Raw genomic sequence first — 15,410 nt, forward strand, 5'->3', positions numbered from 1 at the left:
GTTTAGCCTTTAAATAAACCTCAAACTACTGTTTACTATATTAGACACGAATCATACGACACTATTTGTCGTGTTGTTTTTAGAATTCTCCTATTAATACAATGACTTAATGAGTATTTTGGTAAAATAACCTTTCATCAATTAATTGGTAAAACGCGACTTATGGCAAACATCAATTATGAAAGATTACAGGGCAAACTCAATATCTTGGCCGATGCTGCCAAATATGATGTCTCTTGCTCATCCTCCGCTGGTACTCGTAAAAACCAAGGCGGCGGACTAGGCGATGCATCAGCAACGGGTATCTGTCACAGTTATACCGAAGATGGTCGATGTGTCAGTCTGCTAAAGATTCTTTTGACCAATCACTGCATTTACGACTGTGCTTATTGCACCTCGCGCAAGAGCAATGACACGCCGCGTGCTGCGTTCAGTGTCGAAGAAGTCGTCGATTTAACCATGCAGTTTTACCGCCGTAACTACATTGAAGGGCTATTCCTCAGCTCTGGTATCTTCAAGAGTGGCGACTATACGATGGAGCGACTGGTCGAAGTCGCTAAACTACTGCGTACGCGTGAGCGCTTCAATGGTTACATCCACCTAAAGACCATTCCAGGTGCGTCAAAAGAGTTGCTGCTAAAAGCAGGGTTATATGCGGATCGTTTGAGCGTCAATATCGAGATTCCGACCAAATCAGGGTTGGCTTTGCTTGCGCCAGAAAAATCTCATGATCAATTAAAAGCACCAATGGAGACGGTAAAAGAAGAAATTATCACCATTCGTGAAAGCCGGAAAACTCATAAAAAAGCGCCTAAGTTCACGCCAGCAGGTCAGACCAGTCAAATGATCGTTGGTGCGAGTAACGAGACTGACTTGCAGGTGATTCAGCTATCGAGTCACTTCTACAAAACGTATGATCTTAAGCGGGTCTATTACTCAGGTTATGTACCTATGCTCTCTGATAATCGTTTGCCTGCGATTGGAACGCCTGTGCCGATGGTACGAGAGAATCGTCTGTATCAGGCAGATTGGTTAATGCGCTTTTATGGTTTTGGCGCGCATGAGATTGTGGAGCCGGAGTCGCCATTTTTAGATTTGGACTGCGACCCTAAGCTTTCTTGGGCAATACGCCATCGCGAGCATTTCCCAGTCAATATTCAGACAGCGACATATGAGATGATTGTGCGTATCCCAGGTATCGGTACAAAGACTGCCAAGAAAATCGTCAAAGCACGTAAGTTCAATCAATTGACGCTATACCATCTAAAAAAGATGGGTGCTGCGGTCAACCGTGCTAAATACTTCATCGCGACCACTGGCAAAAACGAGCACCTTGCTCATTTAACGCGCGATAATTTTCGACAGTATGTATTGGCTCAAACGCAGACCAAGTTTAACGATCAACGTACTGGGCAGTTGGCTTTATTTTAAAATGGCTCTAGATAGCACGTGTTAAAAAACCTGCTATCTCGCTACTGTATTTATGATAGAAATGTAGGATAAAACATGTCAGCACTTATGCAAAATGACTCTTACGCTGTCGGTCAATTGACGCCTAACATTGTACTGTATGAGCCTAGCTTTGAAGGGTGGCTGAGTGCTGTGTTTTATGTCTATGCCAATCGTCTGCAAAATGATATGTCACTCAAACTAACCGCGCAAGATTGCTATGTGCCCTCACTCATCGCTCAGGCGACTAGCGTAGCAACTGATGAGGATAAAGCCGAGCGCGTGTTGGTCAAATTAAATATCTTATTGGGTCGCTCAGGCATGCGAAATATCTTGTGGGGTTTTTTATCAGAGAAAGAAGATATCGGTACGACATTGTTTCGCGTGGTCAAATACGCCATTGATTACCCTAGTCGTCAGATCATGCATGATTTGGGTAATTTGGACGTGCTTGAGCTGGTGCAAACGGTCAAATCGGTCGGCCGTGAAAAACACCGTATGGAAGCATTTGTACGTTTTGAGCATACAACTGATGATATTTATTTTGCACGTGTAGATCCTGATTTTAATGTACTGCCACTCATCGGAGAGCACTTTCGGCAGCGTTATCAGGATCAACATTGGGCAATCTATGATCTGACTCGGGGCTACGGTATCTATTATGATAAAAGTAATAGCACGCCATCACGTCCAGCAAAGCTGCAAACCATTACTGATCTCGATGATGCGGTACTACGCAATCCTGCCAGCATCCATAGTCCTGATGAGCAACGCTATCAAAAGTTCTGGCAAGGTTACTTTACCAACGTTAATATCAAAGAGCGCAAAAATCCTAAGCTGCATAAACAATATCTCCCGCAGCGCTACTGGAAATACTTGAGTGAAAAACAAGTACTGCCCAATGCTGAGCATCTACAAAAACGACGCTAATAGCTTTTGGTGTTTATTAATCCACGTCTTACGCTTATATAGTCTAAAAACCCCCTATCTGACCTCATCTTTTTATCTTGATGGTTGAGTTTTAATCGCTTTTAACTGACAATAGCAAATTGATATTACTAACTGGTGACCAACGCTATTATGAAAGTTATGCGCTTACTGTCGTCTCTAAAGCATGATGAATCCGAGCGCGGCATTTTTCATCTTGGGCGGGCATTGGTCAAAAATGAGCATACCTCTATCATTGTCTCCAGTGCCGATGAAGACAATGACTTAGTTAGACGTCTCAAACGTGATGGCAATATTTACCATCAGCTACATGTGAATAAAAAGTCTTGGCTATCGCTATTGCAAGTGTCTGCACTGCGGCATTTGATAGAAAAGTACGAACCCGATGTCATTCATGTGCACTCGCGTACCCCTGCATGGATATTACATTTGGCACTGCGCCGCGCACGCGTCAGGCGTTTTCCCAAACTGGTCTCGACCATGTATGGTTTTTATCCAATCAATAAGTACTCTCAGGCTCTACTCAATGTTGATACGATAATCACCGTATCTGATAGTGTCACTCAATACTTAAAAAAAGGACTGCGCATCGAAGACGTAGATCCTAAGGTCATCACGCGTATCTATCGTGGTATCGATACTCGGCGCTACCCTTATCGTCATAATCCGTCGGTCTATTGGTTACGTCATACCTTTGCCGAGTACCCTGAGCTTGAGCACAAAAAATGGCTCGTATTCCCAACCGTCATCGGTAATGAGTACGGGCAAGAGTGGCTAATAGATATCTTGGGTAACCTGCAAGAGCAATTCCCAAATATTCACGTCATTATTATGGATGAAGACTATAAAGACGGCGATGTCGCTCATGAAGACTTTCGCCAACGTACCAACAGCTTGGGACTGGCGGAGCGCATTACCTATGTGGGTAGTAAGCGTAATGATATGCGAGAATGGCTATCGGCGGCCAATATTGTTATGGCACTTGCCAATGAGCCCGAGTCAATCGGTATCAATGCCCTACAAGCCATACATCTAGGTACGCCAGTCATTGGCTGGGATCAAGCTGCCTTTAGCGAGATTTTACAACCGCTCTACCCGCAAGGATTGGTAAAAAAGTACAATGCCAATGCGCTTTGTAAAGCGGTTAGAAATCAGCTAGAGAGTGTGACGCGCCCTGAAATGACCAACAAATTCACCATGCGTGAAATGATTGAAAAGACGCTTGCAGTGTATCAAAGCTTACATGATGCGGCGCTTGCCGAAGAACAAGCAGAAGCAGATGCTATCGCAGTTCGACGCATCAAACGCAGTCTGAAAAAAGCGTCTAAACCCGCCCTGAATGTCGCTGTAAAAAATGTCGAACCTGTTGCTAAAAATCCAAAAATAAAGCTAACCAAAGAAAAATCGAAGACAACGGATAATATAGATACGACAGAAACAACTGAAGACAATCAACCACTGTAAACACTCATCAATCTCATGATGCCAAACCTCGCCTAACGGGTGATGTTTGTATCGCCTCCTATGCCAATTTTTTGATTTGTAATGACGCGGTCATCGTACCGCAATATGATGATATAAATGATGCACTCGCCATCGAGCAGCTTGAAAAAATCTTGCCGCAGCATCAAGTAGTGGGAGTACGCACAAAAGAGATTGTCTATGGCGGCGGTAATATTCATTGTATTACCCAGCAACAACCTGTAACCAAAGCGTCACTCTAAAACACGCCGCTTGGCATAGAATGAACCATAATAAATCGCACTTATTAGCAACTGAAAGTATAAGCATAAACCCAAAAATGGATTTTAAACCCAAAAACACGCTAAAAATAAGGAAAAAGTATGAGCGATTATCAAATCAACAATCCAGCCACTGGCGAACTAGAAGCCACTTACCCTACCGCCACTGAACAAGATATCCAACAAGTCATTGAGCAAGCAGATACCGCTTATCAAGACTGGCGTAAAGTGCCATTAAATGAGCGCAGTGCATTACTGCATAAAATCGCTGATATCTATCTTGAGCGTCAAGACGAGCTATCACGTATCGTTGCAAATGAGATGGGCAAACCTGTTGCCCAAGCCAAGGGTGAAATCGGTCTGGTCGCTGATATCTATCGCTACTATGCAGATAACGCTGAGCAGCTACTGGCAACCAGTACCATTGAAGTTGATTCAGGATCAGCATCGGTAGAAAAACACCCTGTTGGCGTTCTACTCGGTATCATGCCGTGGAACTATCCACATTATCAAGTGGCACGTTTTGTCGCGCCAAACTTTATGGCAGGTAATACTATTATCTTAAAGCACGCGCCTCAATGCCCTAAGACTGCAGAAGTTATCGCTGATATGTTCAAAGAGGTCGGCGTACCTGAAGGTGTTTATAACAATATCTTTGCCACCAACGAGCAGGCAGCGACTATTATTCATGACAAGCGTGTACAAGGTATCTCACTCACTGGCTCTGAGCGCGCTGGACAAGCCGTTGCAAAAGAAGCTGGCGGCGCACTCAAAAAAGTCGTTTTAGAATTGGGCGGTTCAGATGCCTTTATCGTTGCAGCCGATGCCGATATCGAGCAAGCGATACAAGGCGCTATCTCTGGTCGCTTTGGTAATACTGGACAAGCCTGTAACGCTGCTAAGCGTTTGATCGTCATCGAATCCGTCTATGACAAGTTCGTTGAAGGTTTTACCAATGCGGTCAGCAACATGACTTTGGCCGACCCGCTTAAAGAAGATACGTTTATTGGCCCAATGTCATCAAAAGCCGCTGCGGTCAACTTGCAAGCGCAGCTAGACAGCGCTATCCAAGCAGGGGCAACGGTATTGGTAGAGGGCGGCATGGACAAAGACAAGCCTGGCGCTTGGTTTAAGCCTGCAGTACTGACAGATGTGACTGAATCAATGGATGTCTACCGTGAAGAGTTGTTTGGTCCTGTCGCTGTCGTCTACAAGGCTCGTGATGTCGATCACGCTATCAAGATTGCTAATGATGTGCCTTTTGGTCTTGGTGCTTCTATCCAAACGCAAGATGCTGCCCTAGCTGCTGATATTGCTGATAAATTAGAAGTGGGCATGGTCACTATCAACGCACCTTCTGGTACGGAAGCAAACACACCGTTTGGCGGCGTCAAACGTTCAGGATTTGGTCGCGAGCTTGGTACGCTTGGTATCACTGAGTTCTTAAACTATAAGCTTATTCGTGATAAGTCTTAATCAATAGCGTGGTTTCTAGAATAGCAAAAGGCCTAACATTGAATGTTAGGCCTTTTTTTGAAGGATGATTTGGCTAAAAGTTCTGCTCGACAAGCTTAACGTTTGGGAGGATTGTCTTTTAACCACAACTGATTGACGATTTTTAATTCACGCAGCTCTTCTGCCATGATTGCCTCACTAATACCCGGATATTTCACTCTCGCATAGCCATACAACACGATGCCCAAGACAGTCCAGCCAAAGAAAATCCACCACTCGATTGGTGTCAGTGCCGATGGCATACCTGGCATATACAGCATCAACATACCAATGCTGAGCGCAATCGTGACCATACCGACCAGTTTACCTGCGGGTATTTTGAATGGACGTACCATATCAGGCTCACGATAGCGTAATACTAAGAATGATATCGCCACACAGGTATAAGCAATGACGATACCAAAACCACCTGCATCTACGATCCAAACCAGCATTTTACGACCAAATAATGGTGCTAACGTCGCCAAACCACCAATCAATAAGATAGCATTTGATGGCGTATTGTATTTTGGATGCAATTTGCCCAAAAACGCTGGCAACATATGTGCTTTTGACATCGCGTACAACAGGCGACTACCACCGATAAGAAATGCATTCCAGCTTGATAAAATACCCAGCACACCACCGATAACCAGTAAGATACCTGCCCACTTACCTTGCCACGCATTGGTCATCGCATCAGCAGTAGCGAGGGTTGAGTTCTCTGCTTGGACAAGTGGCAAAGTCGTGCCGACGCTCCAAGCGATACCCACATACCACAGCACGGCAACCACAATAGAGACAATCAAAAACTTGCCAATATTGGGCCGAGTTAAATCAATCTCTTCTGCCGCTTGTGGAATGACATCAAAACCGACAAACATAAAAGGCACCATGACAATCACTGCCATGATACCGCCAACCCCACCAATGAATGCTGGCGCTTGTATCGAGTTTGAGGTTTCGGGATTGAACAAGACCGCACCGATGAACAATAACGTACCAACGAATAAAATGCCCAATACGGCCGTTTTTTGGAACCAAGCACTGACTTCCATGCCGCGTATATTCAGCCAAGTGACGATGACAGATCCCAGCATTCCGACGCCCACCCAAGTGGCATACACATCCCACCCAGCAATGGTCCAAAGATACCCTTGGTTATAATTAGGAATGAAATATTCTACGACTGTCGGTAAGGCAACCGCCTCGAACGCGACGACTGAGAAGTAACCGAATAAAATACTCCACGAGCAAATAAAGGAGACATTAACCCCTAGCGCTCGATGCGTATAGGTATGCTCGCCACCAGTAATCGGCATAGAGGCAGCAAGCTCAGCATAAGTCACGCCGATCAGTATCACTGCTAGCCCGCCTATCAAGAACGCCAACATCGCGCCCCACGTACCCGCAGATAAAATCCAACCACCTGCCAACACTACCCAGCCCCAACCAACCATTGCACCAAATGCTAATGCAATAATATCCAGCGTTCCTAACGATTTCTTTAGTTCAGACATAACTTACTCCTTGTCTGTGTGTCATCCGTGTCAACCTGTTACAGTTACACTATTTTTGTTTCATGGAATCATACCCATCATGTTTGTTGTGTCTGTCGAGTCGCCGAAAAACTTGTATTTGCCGTCGGTATAGTATTCAAACAACAAATACAAAAACGGCGTCTTGACTTGCAAGGCGCCGTTGAAAAACTCACTCAAAGCGAGTGTCATGAGGGCAACCTTGCCGTTATCTTTCATACAATCTTTTAACCAATATCGGTACTTGAACTAGCTGTACTTGGTTAAAAGCGCTCCATCGCTAAAGTAAATAACACTCAGTATTGCTTATGCCGTTAGAATACCTTTGATGATATCAAGGCCTTCTTGTAGCACTTCATCTTCAACCGTCAATGGCACCATCACACGAATGGCATTGCCATACATACCACAAGACGCTAGTAGCAAGCCTTGCTCAAATGATTTTGCTTTTAGATTGGCTGCGGCGGCTGCATCAGGTTTGCCTTCGCTATCAATCAATTCAAACGCTAGCATAGCGCCCTTATGACGGATATGACCGATACTGCTAAGGTTCAAGCCTTTTAAGAATGAAGCAATGGTATCGCCAATCTCGATACTACGCTCAAGTAAGTTTTCTTCTTCGATCACTTCCATAACAGCAAGCGCCGCCACACAAGCAAGTGGGTTACCAGAGTAAGTACCGCCCAAGCCGCCTACTTGCGGCGCATCCATAATGTCAGCACGGCCAATGACCGCAGAGATAGGATAGCCACCAGCCAAACTCTTGGCAGCAGTCATTAGATCAGGCTCAACGCCTAGCTGTTCAGTAGCAAACAACGTACCAGTTCTGGCGAAACCACACTGTACTTCGTCAAAAATAAGCACAATGCCATGCTCATCACAAATCTCACGCAATGCTTTAGCAAATGACGGCGTTACCTGATGGAAACCACCCTCGCCTTGGACTGGCTCGATAATCATTGCAGCCACTTCACTAGGATCGATATCTGCTTGGAAAATCATGTCAAGGCTATGTAGCGCTTGCGCTTCTGTTACGTTCAACTCTTCTGCAGGGAACAACGCATGGAATACAGGTCCTGGCATAGGGCCAAAGTTCTTTTTGTATGGCAATACTTTGCCTGTCAGGCTCATACACATCATGGTACGACCATGCCAGCCACCAACAAAAGAAATCACGCCTGGACGACGGGTTTTAGCACGAGCAATCTTGATGCAGTTTTCAACGGCTTCTGCGCCAGTGGTCAAAAAGAATGCTTTAGTATCGCCGCTGATAGGCGCTTTTTCGCATAGCTTTTCAGCCAAGTCCACATAGCATTCGTAGTTAATCATTTGCGCCGCAGTGTGCGTAAATTTGTCTAGCTGCTCATGGACACGTTGGGTAATTTTTGGATGGCTGTGACCCGTGTTCAATACTGAGATACCACCGACAAAGTCGATATAACGCTTGCCTTCAATGTCCCAGATTTCTGAGTTCTTTGCTTTTTCTGCAAAGATAGGAAAGGCAACCCCAAGTCCTGTTGGTAAAACAGCTTTGCGGCGCTCAAGTAATGATTGATTGGTAGTCATGGGAACGTCCTTTTCTTTGTTCGTAACATAAGTGCCATCTAGTGAATGGCGGTTTATTTGATGTCTGTCTTTGTACTCATTAGATATCAAATGGTGCTTGTTTGGCCCAACACACCACAGATATCTAAAAATTTACGCTAGTTTTTTCTTTTTTAATTGTTACTGTGCTAACCATTAAGCCAAATCATTAGGTTATGGCTATTAGGTGATATCAGAGCACCAGTATTTGGTCGTGATATAGTCTTCGATACCATATTTTGAACCTTCACGGCCAAAGCCAGACTGCTTCACGCCGCCAAATGGGGCAACTTCGGTAGAAATTAAACCAGTATTATGGCCGATGATGCCGTACTCTAACCCTTCAGTAACGCGCCATGAGCGGGCATAGTCGCTACTATAGAAATAAGCGGCCAAGCCATAAATCGTATCGTTAGCAGCACGGATAACTTCCGCTTCATCTTTAAAGGTAAAGATGGTTGCAATTGGTCCAAAGATTTCTTCAGAAGCGATGTCCATATCGCTACTAATATCTGTGATAACCGTTGGGTTATAAGTCAGTTCTGAGGCGTCATTGACACTACCACCAGTGACCAGTTTTGCGCCTTTATCTAGCGCGTCTTTTAGCAAGGCTTGGACTTTATCTAACGCTTTTTTGTTGATAAGAGGACCGATATCTACGCCTTCTTCTAAGCCATTACCTACTTTTAACTCAGCGACTTTTTTGACAAAGACATCTAAGAATTTATCTTTAATGCTGTCTTGAACGTATACTCGGTTGGCGCAGACACAAGTCTGACCAGCATTACGATATTTAGAAGCGATTAAACCGGCAGCGGCTTTCTCTAGATCGGCATCATCAAAGACGATAAATGGCGCATTACCACCCAACTCTAGCGATAACTTCTTAATAGTCGGCGCGCATTGTGCTATCAGCGTACGACCTACTTCTGTAGAACCTGTAAATGACAGTTTATGAATGCGTGCATCACCCGTTAGGATGTCGCCGATGACAGAAGACTTACCAGTTACGACCTGAATGACGCCAGCTGGAATACCCGCTTGCTCTGCCAACACGCCAAGTGCCAATGCCGAATACGGTGTTTCAGTAGCAGGTTTGACGATAATCGTACAGCCTGCCGCTAGTGCAGGAGCAACTTTGCGCGTGATCATCGCAGCTGGAAAATTCCAAGGCGTGATAGCGGCACAAACACCGACTGGCTGCTTGAGAATGACATGACGTAGCTGTGTGCTATTGGCAGGAATCACATCACCATAGACGCGTTTGCCTTCTTCGGCAAACCAACGGATAAAACTGTTGGCATAACCCACTTCACCACGTGACTCAGTCAGCGGCTTACCTTGCTCAGCAGTCATAATGATGGCCAAATCTTCTTTATTGGCATCGATTAGATCAGCCCATTTTTGCAATAACTCTGCACGCTCTTTGGCTGTTTTTGCTGCCCAGTCTGCTTGGACATCATGAGCATAAGCAACGGCTTCGTTGACATCTTCTGTGGTGAGGCTTGGTACAGTACCAATGAGATCGCCATTAAAAGGATTGTTGACATCAAGTACAGCTTCATCACTAGCAGCATGCCAGCCGTCTTTGATGAAGCAAGATTGTTTGAGTAGATCAGGATTTGATAACTGCAGCGCGTGTGACATGTTGACGCTCCTTGTCATGTAGGGTGTATTTATAAGAATGGATACAATGGTAAGTCGTAAATAATTATTGATAATTCATTATTTGTTCAATATACTGAACACGTATTCTATATACGAGACGTCATTATAAGAACGATATGACGCGATTTGCAACCCTTAATCTCATTATTTTAAAAATTATCTTGTACTTCTTTCTTTTATTTCATTTTATTTACTTTTATAGGTTACTTATGTGCTCGACTGCCGTGCCTGCGCTAGACAAAACGTTTCAGATTTTGGACTTGATTACCGATAGCTCACAGCCTCTGACAGCGGCTCATATCGCAAAAGAGCTTGGGCTGCCTCGTAGTTCCACTCATAATATTTTACAAAGCTTACTTGGCAAACATGTCATTTATAAAGACCCTGAAAGCCGTTTTTATTTGGGTTCATATTTGATGTATTGGGCAGGCAAGTACGAGCAGCAGCAAGGCGTGGTGCAGTTGTTTAAAGATTTGATTGTGCAGTATCCGGTACTTCTTCAGCACACGGTTACCTTGTCAAAGCTTGATTTGGGCGAAGTGGTATTTTTGGCTTGTCATGAGTCGCCTGCACCGCTTGGCTTTACTTTTCGTGCAGGCGTTCGTGTACCTGCCGTATTTTCTGCGACAGGCAAAGCCATGCTATCCACGTTGTCGACGGACAGCATCAAATCATTGTATAAAGATACGTTTCCAACGCCGATGACCCAGCATGGGGTCAAGAATTTTACCGATTTGGCAACTGAGCTTGCGGCGATACAGGAGAGTCGAGTATCGCTCGATGACGGTCAACTACGGGATGGGATGTACTGCTTGGGCACTTATATTCGTAATGCGTCAGGCAATGCGGTTGCTGGTATGGCCGTGAGTTTTTTGCAAGGAGAGTATGAGTCTAAACGGGCTGAGGTCAGTGCGGTATTGATTGAATTGGCCGAGCAAATCGAGCAGCATTTAGGTTTTACTGCGAATTGATAAATGATAGAAGTTTGTAGAGAATAGGTCGCAGTGTTTGCTCCTAAACTCTGCGACCTATTTTATTACTTTTAATTTGATTTAAATATTACTGCCGCTATTGCTGTTCTCGTCCATCAGTCCTAATAGGAATGCTTGCAGATTATCATTGAGCTTTTGAATATAATAGCCACCCTCGACTAAGACGATCAATGGCTTATTTAGCACTTTCATCTTTTTCGCCAATATCTTAAACCCTTCCGTACTCACGGCACATCTCGCTTCTGGATCGTTTTCGTAGACGTCAAAACCCAATACATGAACTATCACATCAGGATCAAATAACGTCACCGCCTGAATAGATTTATCAATATAATCAAAGAACCCTGCTTCATCAGTACCATGCGGCATCGGGAAATTGATGTTGTAACCTTCGCCCTCGCCTATACCTTTTTCAAACGCATGCCCTGTCACTGCTGGATAAAAATTAACGGGGTCACCATGTACTGAAGTATAAAGCACGTCTTTGCGGTCGTAGAACATCTCCTGAATACCTTGTCCGTGATGCATGTCGGTGTCGATAATGGCGATTTTTTTATACTTTTGGCGTAAATATTCGGCGATGATGGCAGCATTATTAAGGTAACAAAATCCACCTGCGGCACTCTTACGTGCGTGATGACCAGGCGGCCGTGAAAAGCAAAGCTGCGTCTTACTCTGAGCACGCTCGGTGTCTGTTGCCTTATTATTTAGCAGTGCTTCGGCTGCGTTAAGTGCCGTTTGCGCCGACCAATAGATAGACGTCCAAGAATGCTCACTAATGGGCGCACTGTCATCCGCTTGATACTTCGCTGCTTTTGCCATGATGCCAATACCAGGATTGTCATATGGCACAAAAATACCCGTTTGCACCTGCGCACCCAGATCTTCCTCAACCGCCATCCACTCATCATAGCCATGTTTGAGAAACTCAACATAACCAAAGTCATGAACCGCCAATATTGGTGCGATGCCAACATCGGTAGCAGTAGTGACTTCTAGACCCAAAGCCACTGGCGCTTTCAACAGCTCAACCATACGCTCTGGTATTTCTAACGGTTCGTGCATTTTCCCATAAGAAAAATAAGGTAACGGTCTATGCAGACTTAGATTTTCATGGCTGTATATTTTCATGCTCAACATTCCTTGTTTGACACTACTTGGTTTTACATTATTGATTGGGATACTGCTTTATTTAACATTGTTTTTTTTAAGAAGTTCCATTTTCTAGCTTGTGTGTTTAGTCTCTATCGCTGTAAATATACGGCTGCCGACGCTACTTTAAACAATTCCATCGGCTTTTAGCTTTGCGATCATCTCGCTGTCATAGCCCAGTTTAGCAAGCGTACTATCAGTATGTTCGCTTAACTGCGGTGGTGGCGTACGATAAGTGACCGGCGATGCGGATAATTTGATAGGATTGCCGAGTGCTCTTACCGGACTGCCTTGCTCAGTGAAATTAACGATCATATTCCTTGCTTGCGCTTGCGGCATGGCCAAGGCTTCAGCCACGTTATGAATCGCGCCGCATGGAATACCTGCCTGATCTAGCACTTCTAGCCAATAGGCGCGTGGCTGATTAGCAAAATGTTTAGTCAGCTCACCGCACAGCAGTTCGCGGTTGGCAACGCGTTGTGGATTGGTCGCAAAGCGCTCATCGGTATGCCAATCAACTGCAAGCACCTCACACAGTTTGGCAAATTGACTGTCGTTACCACAGGCTAAAATAAAGTGCTGCTCGCCCTCACCCGCAAATACTTGATACGGCACAATATTAGGATGCTGATTGCCCAGTCTTGGTGGTATCTTATCTGAGGCCAAATGATTCATACCGACATTAGCCAGCATGGCTAGCGCACTGTCGAGCAACGCCACATCGACGTGTTGTCCAACACCCGTATTTTGACGCGCCAATAGTGCCGCCTGAATACCAATCGTCAGCTGCAAACCTGCAAACAAATCAACCACTGCCACGCCAACTTTGTGAGGTTCACCATTACTAGGGCCCGTGATACTCATCAGACCTGACAATCCTTGAATAATATAATCATAGCCGGGACGCTTTGCATCTGGTCCTGTCTGCCCAAAACCTGTCAATGACGCATAAATCAGCCGCGGATTGTCTTGTTTTAAGCTGTCATAATCCAAGCCGTATTTTTTCAGACCACCGACTTTGAAGTTCTCAACCAAAATATCACTGTCAGCGATTAGCTGCTTAATGATTGTCTGCCCTGTCGGTGTAGTGATATCAACCGTCAGCGATTTTTTATTGCGGTTAATAGTAGCGTAATAAGCGGAGGTGTCATCGCTGAATGTTGGCGGTGCCCAATGACGCGTTTCATCACCGATATGTGGACGCTCAACCTTAATAACTTCGGCACCAAGATCAGCAAGTACTTGAGTACAAGAAGGACCAGCCAGCACTCTCGACAAATCAAGCACTTTAATACCATGCAATGCGCCCTTTGGTATATTAGCCATATCAATCATATCTGTCATGAGATTTCCTTACTCTGTCGCATATTTTCTATATCATAAAATTGTTCTTCATGATTTAGCTATTTAACCGCTAAATCATGAAGAACAACTGAAAAACGTACGCTACTGTTAATGCTCTTTTGATAAAAAGCCAAGCAGTAACGTACGTCGTAAAATACAGTTGTACCAAAAATTATTAGCTAAAAATTCTTAAAAGAACGCTTGAATGCCTGTCTGTGCACGGCCTAGGATAAGCGCATGAATATCATGTGTACCCTCGTAAGTATTGACGGCTTCCAAGTTCATCACGTGACGGATGATATGGAACTCATCAGAGATACCGTTACCGCCATGCATGTCACGAGCGATGCGAGCGATATCAAGCGCCTTGCCGCAGTTATTACGCTTAATAAGTGAAATCATTTCAGGCGCTGCGTTGTCTTCATCCATCAAACGACCGACACGTAGCGCTGCTTGTAGACCTAAGGTGATTTCTGTCTGCATATTGGCCAGCTTCAACTGTACCAGCTGCGTTGCGGCTAGCGGACGACCAAACTGCTTACGATCGAGCGTGTACTGACGAGCGGCTTTCCAACAGAATTCTGCCGCACCCATCGAACCCCAAGCGATACCATAGCGGGCTTTGTTCAAGCAGCCAAATGGCCCTTTTAGACCACGGATATCTGGGAAAGCATTGGCTTCAGGGACGAATACTTTGTCCATGACAATCTCACCCGTGACTGATGCACGTAATGAGAACTTGCCTTCGATTTTCGGCGCAGATAATCCTTTCATACCTTTGTCTAAAACAAAACCGCGAATCTCGCCAGCATCGTCTTTTGCCCACACGACAAACACGTCAGCGATAGGACTGTTGGTAATCCACATTTTATTACCCGTCAGCTCATAACCGCCATCCACAGCGCGTGCACGAGTCGACATCGACGAAGGATCAGACCCCGAATCTGGCTCAGTCAGACCGAAGCAGCCGACATACTCACCTGTGGCAAGCTTTGGCAAATACTTTTTTCTTTGCTCTTCTGTGCCATACGCCCAAATAGGATGCATAACCAAGCTTGACTGCACGCTCATCGCTGAACGGTAGCCCGAATCAACGGCTTCCACTTCCTTGGCAATCAGACCGTAAGCAACACTCGATAAGCCAGCACAGCCATAGCCTTCAATCGTGACACCAAGCAGACCCATTTCACCCATTTGACGCATGATATTACGGTCAAAATTCTCATTGCGATTGGCCTCGATAATGCCAGGCATCAGCTCTTTTTGAAAAAACTGACGCGCGCTGTCGGTGACCATACGCTCTTCTTCAGTGAGCTGATCACGTAGTAAAAAAGGATCTTCCCAATCAAAGCGTGGGCTAGTAGATGTTGCCATGTGGATCTCCTTGGTATCAGTCATCCTGACTGATGAATAGTGATTGATACAACATTTGGCTTAACAAGTCATTGACTTCGTTATTCCGCTGTGCGAAACTTAGTTTCATAATTTAAAACCATTTA

The 15,410-nt window shown here is 45.0% G+C and carries 12 protein-coding genes and 1 pseudogene; 6 read left to right on the plus strand and 7 right to left on the minus strand.

Going from position 1 to position 15,410, the window contains the following annotated elements:
* The first annotated feature begins 162 nt into the window (after window positions 1-162).
* From CXF61_RS00570 to CXF61_RS00590, 5 genes and pseudogenes are all read left to right on the plus strand, one after another.
* The gene (locus CXF61_RS00570; RefSeq protein WP_165596772.1) at window positions 163-1,431 is read left to right on the plus strand and encodes a putative DNA modification/repair radical SAM protein; all 1,269 of its coding nucleotides are present in this window, start codon (window positions 163-165) and stop codon (window positions 1,429-1,431) included.
* A gap of 75 nt (window positions 1,432-1,506) precedes the next feature.
* Window positions 1,507-2,379 (plus strand): TIGR03915 family putative DNA repair protein, encoded by an 873-nt coding sequence (locus CXF61_RS00575; RefSeq protein ID WP_165596773.1) that lies wholly within the window; start codon window positions 1,507-1,509, stop codon window positions 2,377-2,379.
* 150 nt (window positions 2,380-2,529) lie between these two features.
* Entirely contained in the window at window positions 2,530-3,861 is a 1,332-nt protein-coding gene (locus CXF61_RS00580; protein WP_165596774.1) for a glycosyltransferase family 4 protein, read from the plus strand.
* A 44-nt stretch (window positions 3,862-3,905) separates the two neighbouring features.
* A pseudogene (locus CXF61_RS00585) lies at window positions 3,906-4,121 on the plus strand (agmatine deiminase family protein); the annotation flags it as partial.
* 120 nt (window positions 4,122-4,241) lie between these two features.
* Entirely contained in the window at window positions 4,242-5,615 is a 1,374-nt protein-coding gene (locus CXF61_RS00590) for an NAD-dependent succinate-semialdehyde dehydrogenase (RefSeq protein WP_165596775.1), read from the plus strand.
* Between the two features lie 95 nt (window positions 5,616-5,710).
* Here the strand turns inward: CXF61_RS00590 and CXF61_RS00595 are convergent, their stop codons facing one another.
* From CXF61_RS00595 to CXF61_RS00610, 4 genes are all read right to left on the minus strand, one after another.
* A complete protein-coding gene (locus CXF61_RS00595) occupies window positions 5,711-7,153 on the minus strand; it encodes an APC family permease (protein WP_102083155.1) in 1,443 nt (480 codons plus the stop codon).
* Window positions 7,154-7,213: 60 nt separating this feature from the next.
* Entirely contained in the window at window positions 7,214-7,363 is a 150-nt protein-coding gene (locus CXF61_RS00600; RefSeq protein WP_165596776.1) for a hypothetical protein, read from the minus strand.
* Window positions 7,364-7,477: 114 nt separating this feature from the next.
* On the minus strand, window positions 7,478-8,737 hold the full coding sequence (gene gabT, locus CXF61_RS00605; RefSeq protein WP_102078276.1) for a 4-aminobutyrate--2-oxoglutarate transaminase: 1,260 nt from the start codon (window positions 8,735-8,737) through the stop codon (window positions 7,478-7,480).
* 201 nt (window positions 8,738-8,938) lie between these two features.
* Window positions 8,939-10,402, minus strand: coding sequence for an NAD-dependent succinate-semialdehyde dehydrogenase (locus CXF61_RS00610; RefSeq protein ID WP_165596777.1), 1,464 nt, complete (start codon window positions 10,400-10,402; stop codon window positions 8,939-8,941).
* A gap of 230 nt (window positions 10,403-10,632) precedes the next feature.
* On the opposite strand from CXF61_RS00610, the gene CXF61_RS00615 reads away from it, so the two are divergent.
* Window positions 10,633-11,394, plus strand: coding sequence for an IclR family transcriptional regulator (locus CXF61_RS00615; RefSeq protein WP_165596778.1), 762 nt, complete (start codon window positions 10,633-10,635; stop codon window positions 11,392-11,394).
* Between the two features lie 81 nt (window positions 11,395-11,475).
* Here CXF61_RS00615 and CXF61_RS00620 read toward each other — a convergent pair whose 3' ends face one another.
* The 3 genes from CXF61_RS00620 to CXF61_RS00630 all read right to left on the minus strand — a co-directional run bounded on the left by CXF61_RS00620 (window position 11,476) and on the right by CXF61_RS00630 (window position 15,285).
* Window positions 11,476-12,546 (minus strand): histone deacetylase family protein, encoded by a 1,071-nt coding sequence (locus tag CXF61_RS00620; protein WP_101205688.1) that lies wholly within the window; start codon window positions 12,544-12,546, stop codon window positions 11,476-11,478.
* Between the two features lie 147 nt (window positions 12,547-12,693).
* Window positions 12,694-13,902 (minus strand): CaiB/BaiF CoA transferase family protein, encoded by a 1,209-nt coding sequence (locus CXF61_RS00625; RefSeq protein WP_101205732.1) that lies wholly within the window; start codon window positions 13,900-13,902, stop codon window positions 12,694-12,696.
* 198 nt (window positions 13,903-14,100) lie between these two features.
* Complete coding sequence (locus CXF61_RS00630) at window positions 14,101-15,285, minus strand: acyl-CoA dehydrogenase (protein WP_165596779.1); 1,185 nt, start codon at window positions 15,283-15,285, stop codon at window positions 14,101-14,103.
* Window positions 15,286-15,410 lie beyond the last annotated feature (125 nt).

The sequence above is a fragment of the Psychrobacter sp. 4Dc genome (assembly GCF_002836715.1).
In the GTDB taxonomy this organism is placed as follows: domain Bacteria; phylum Pseudomonadota; class Gammaproteobacteria; order Pseudomonadales; family Moraxellaceae; genus Psychrobacter.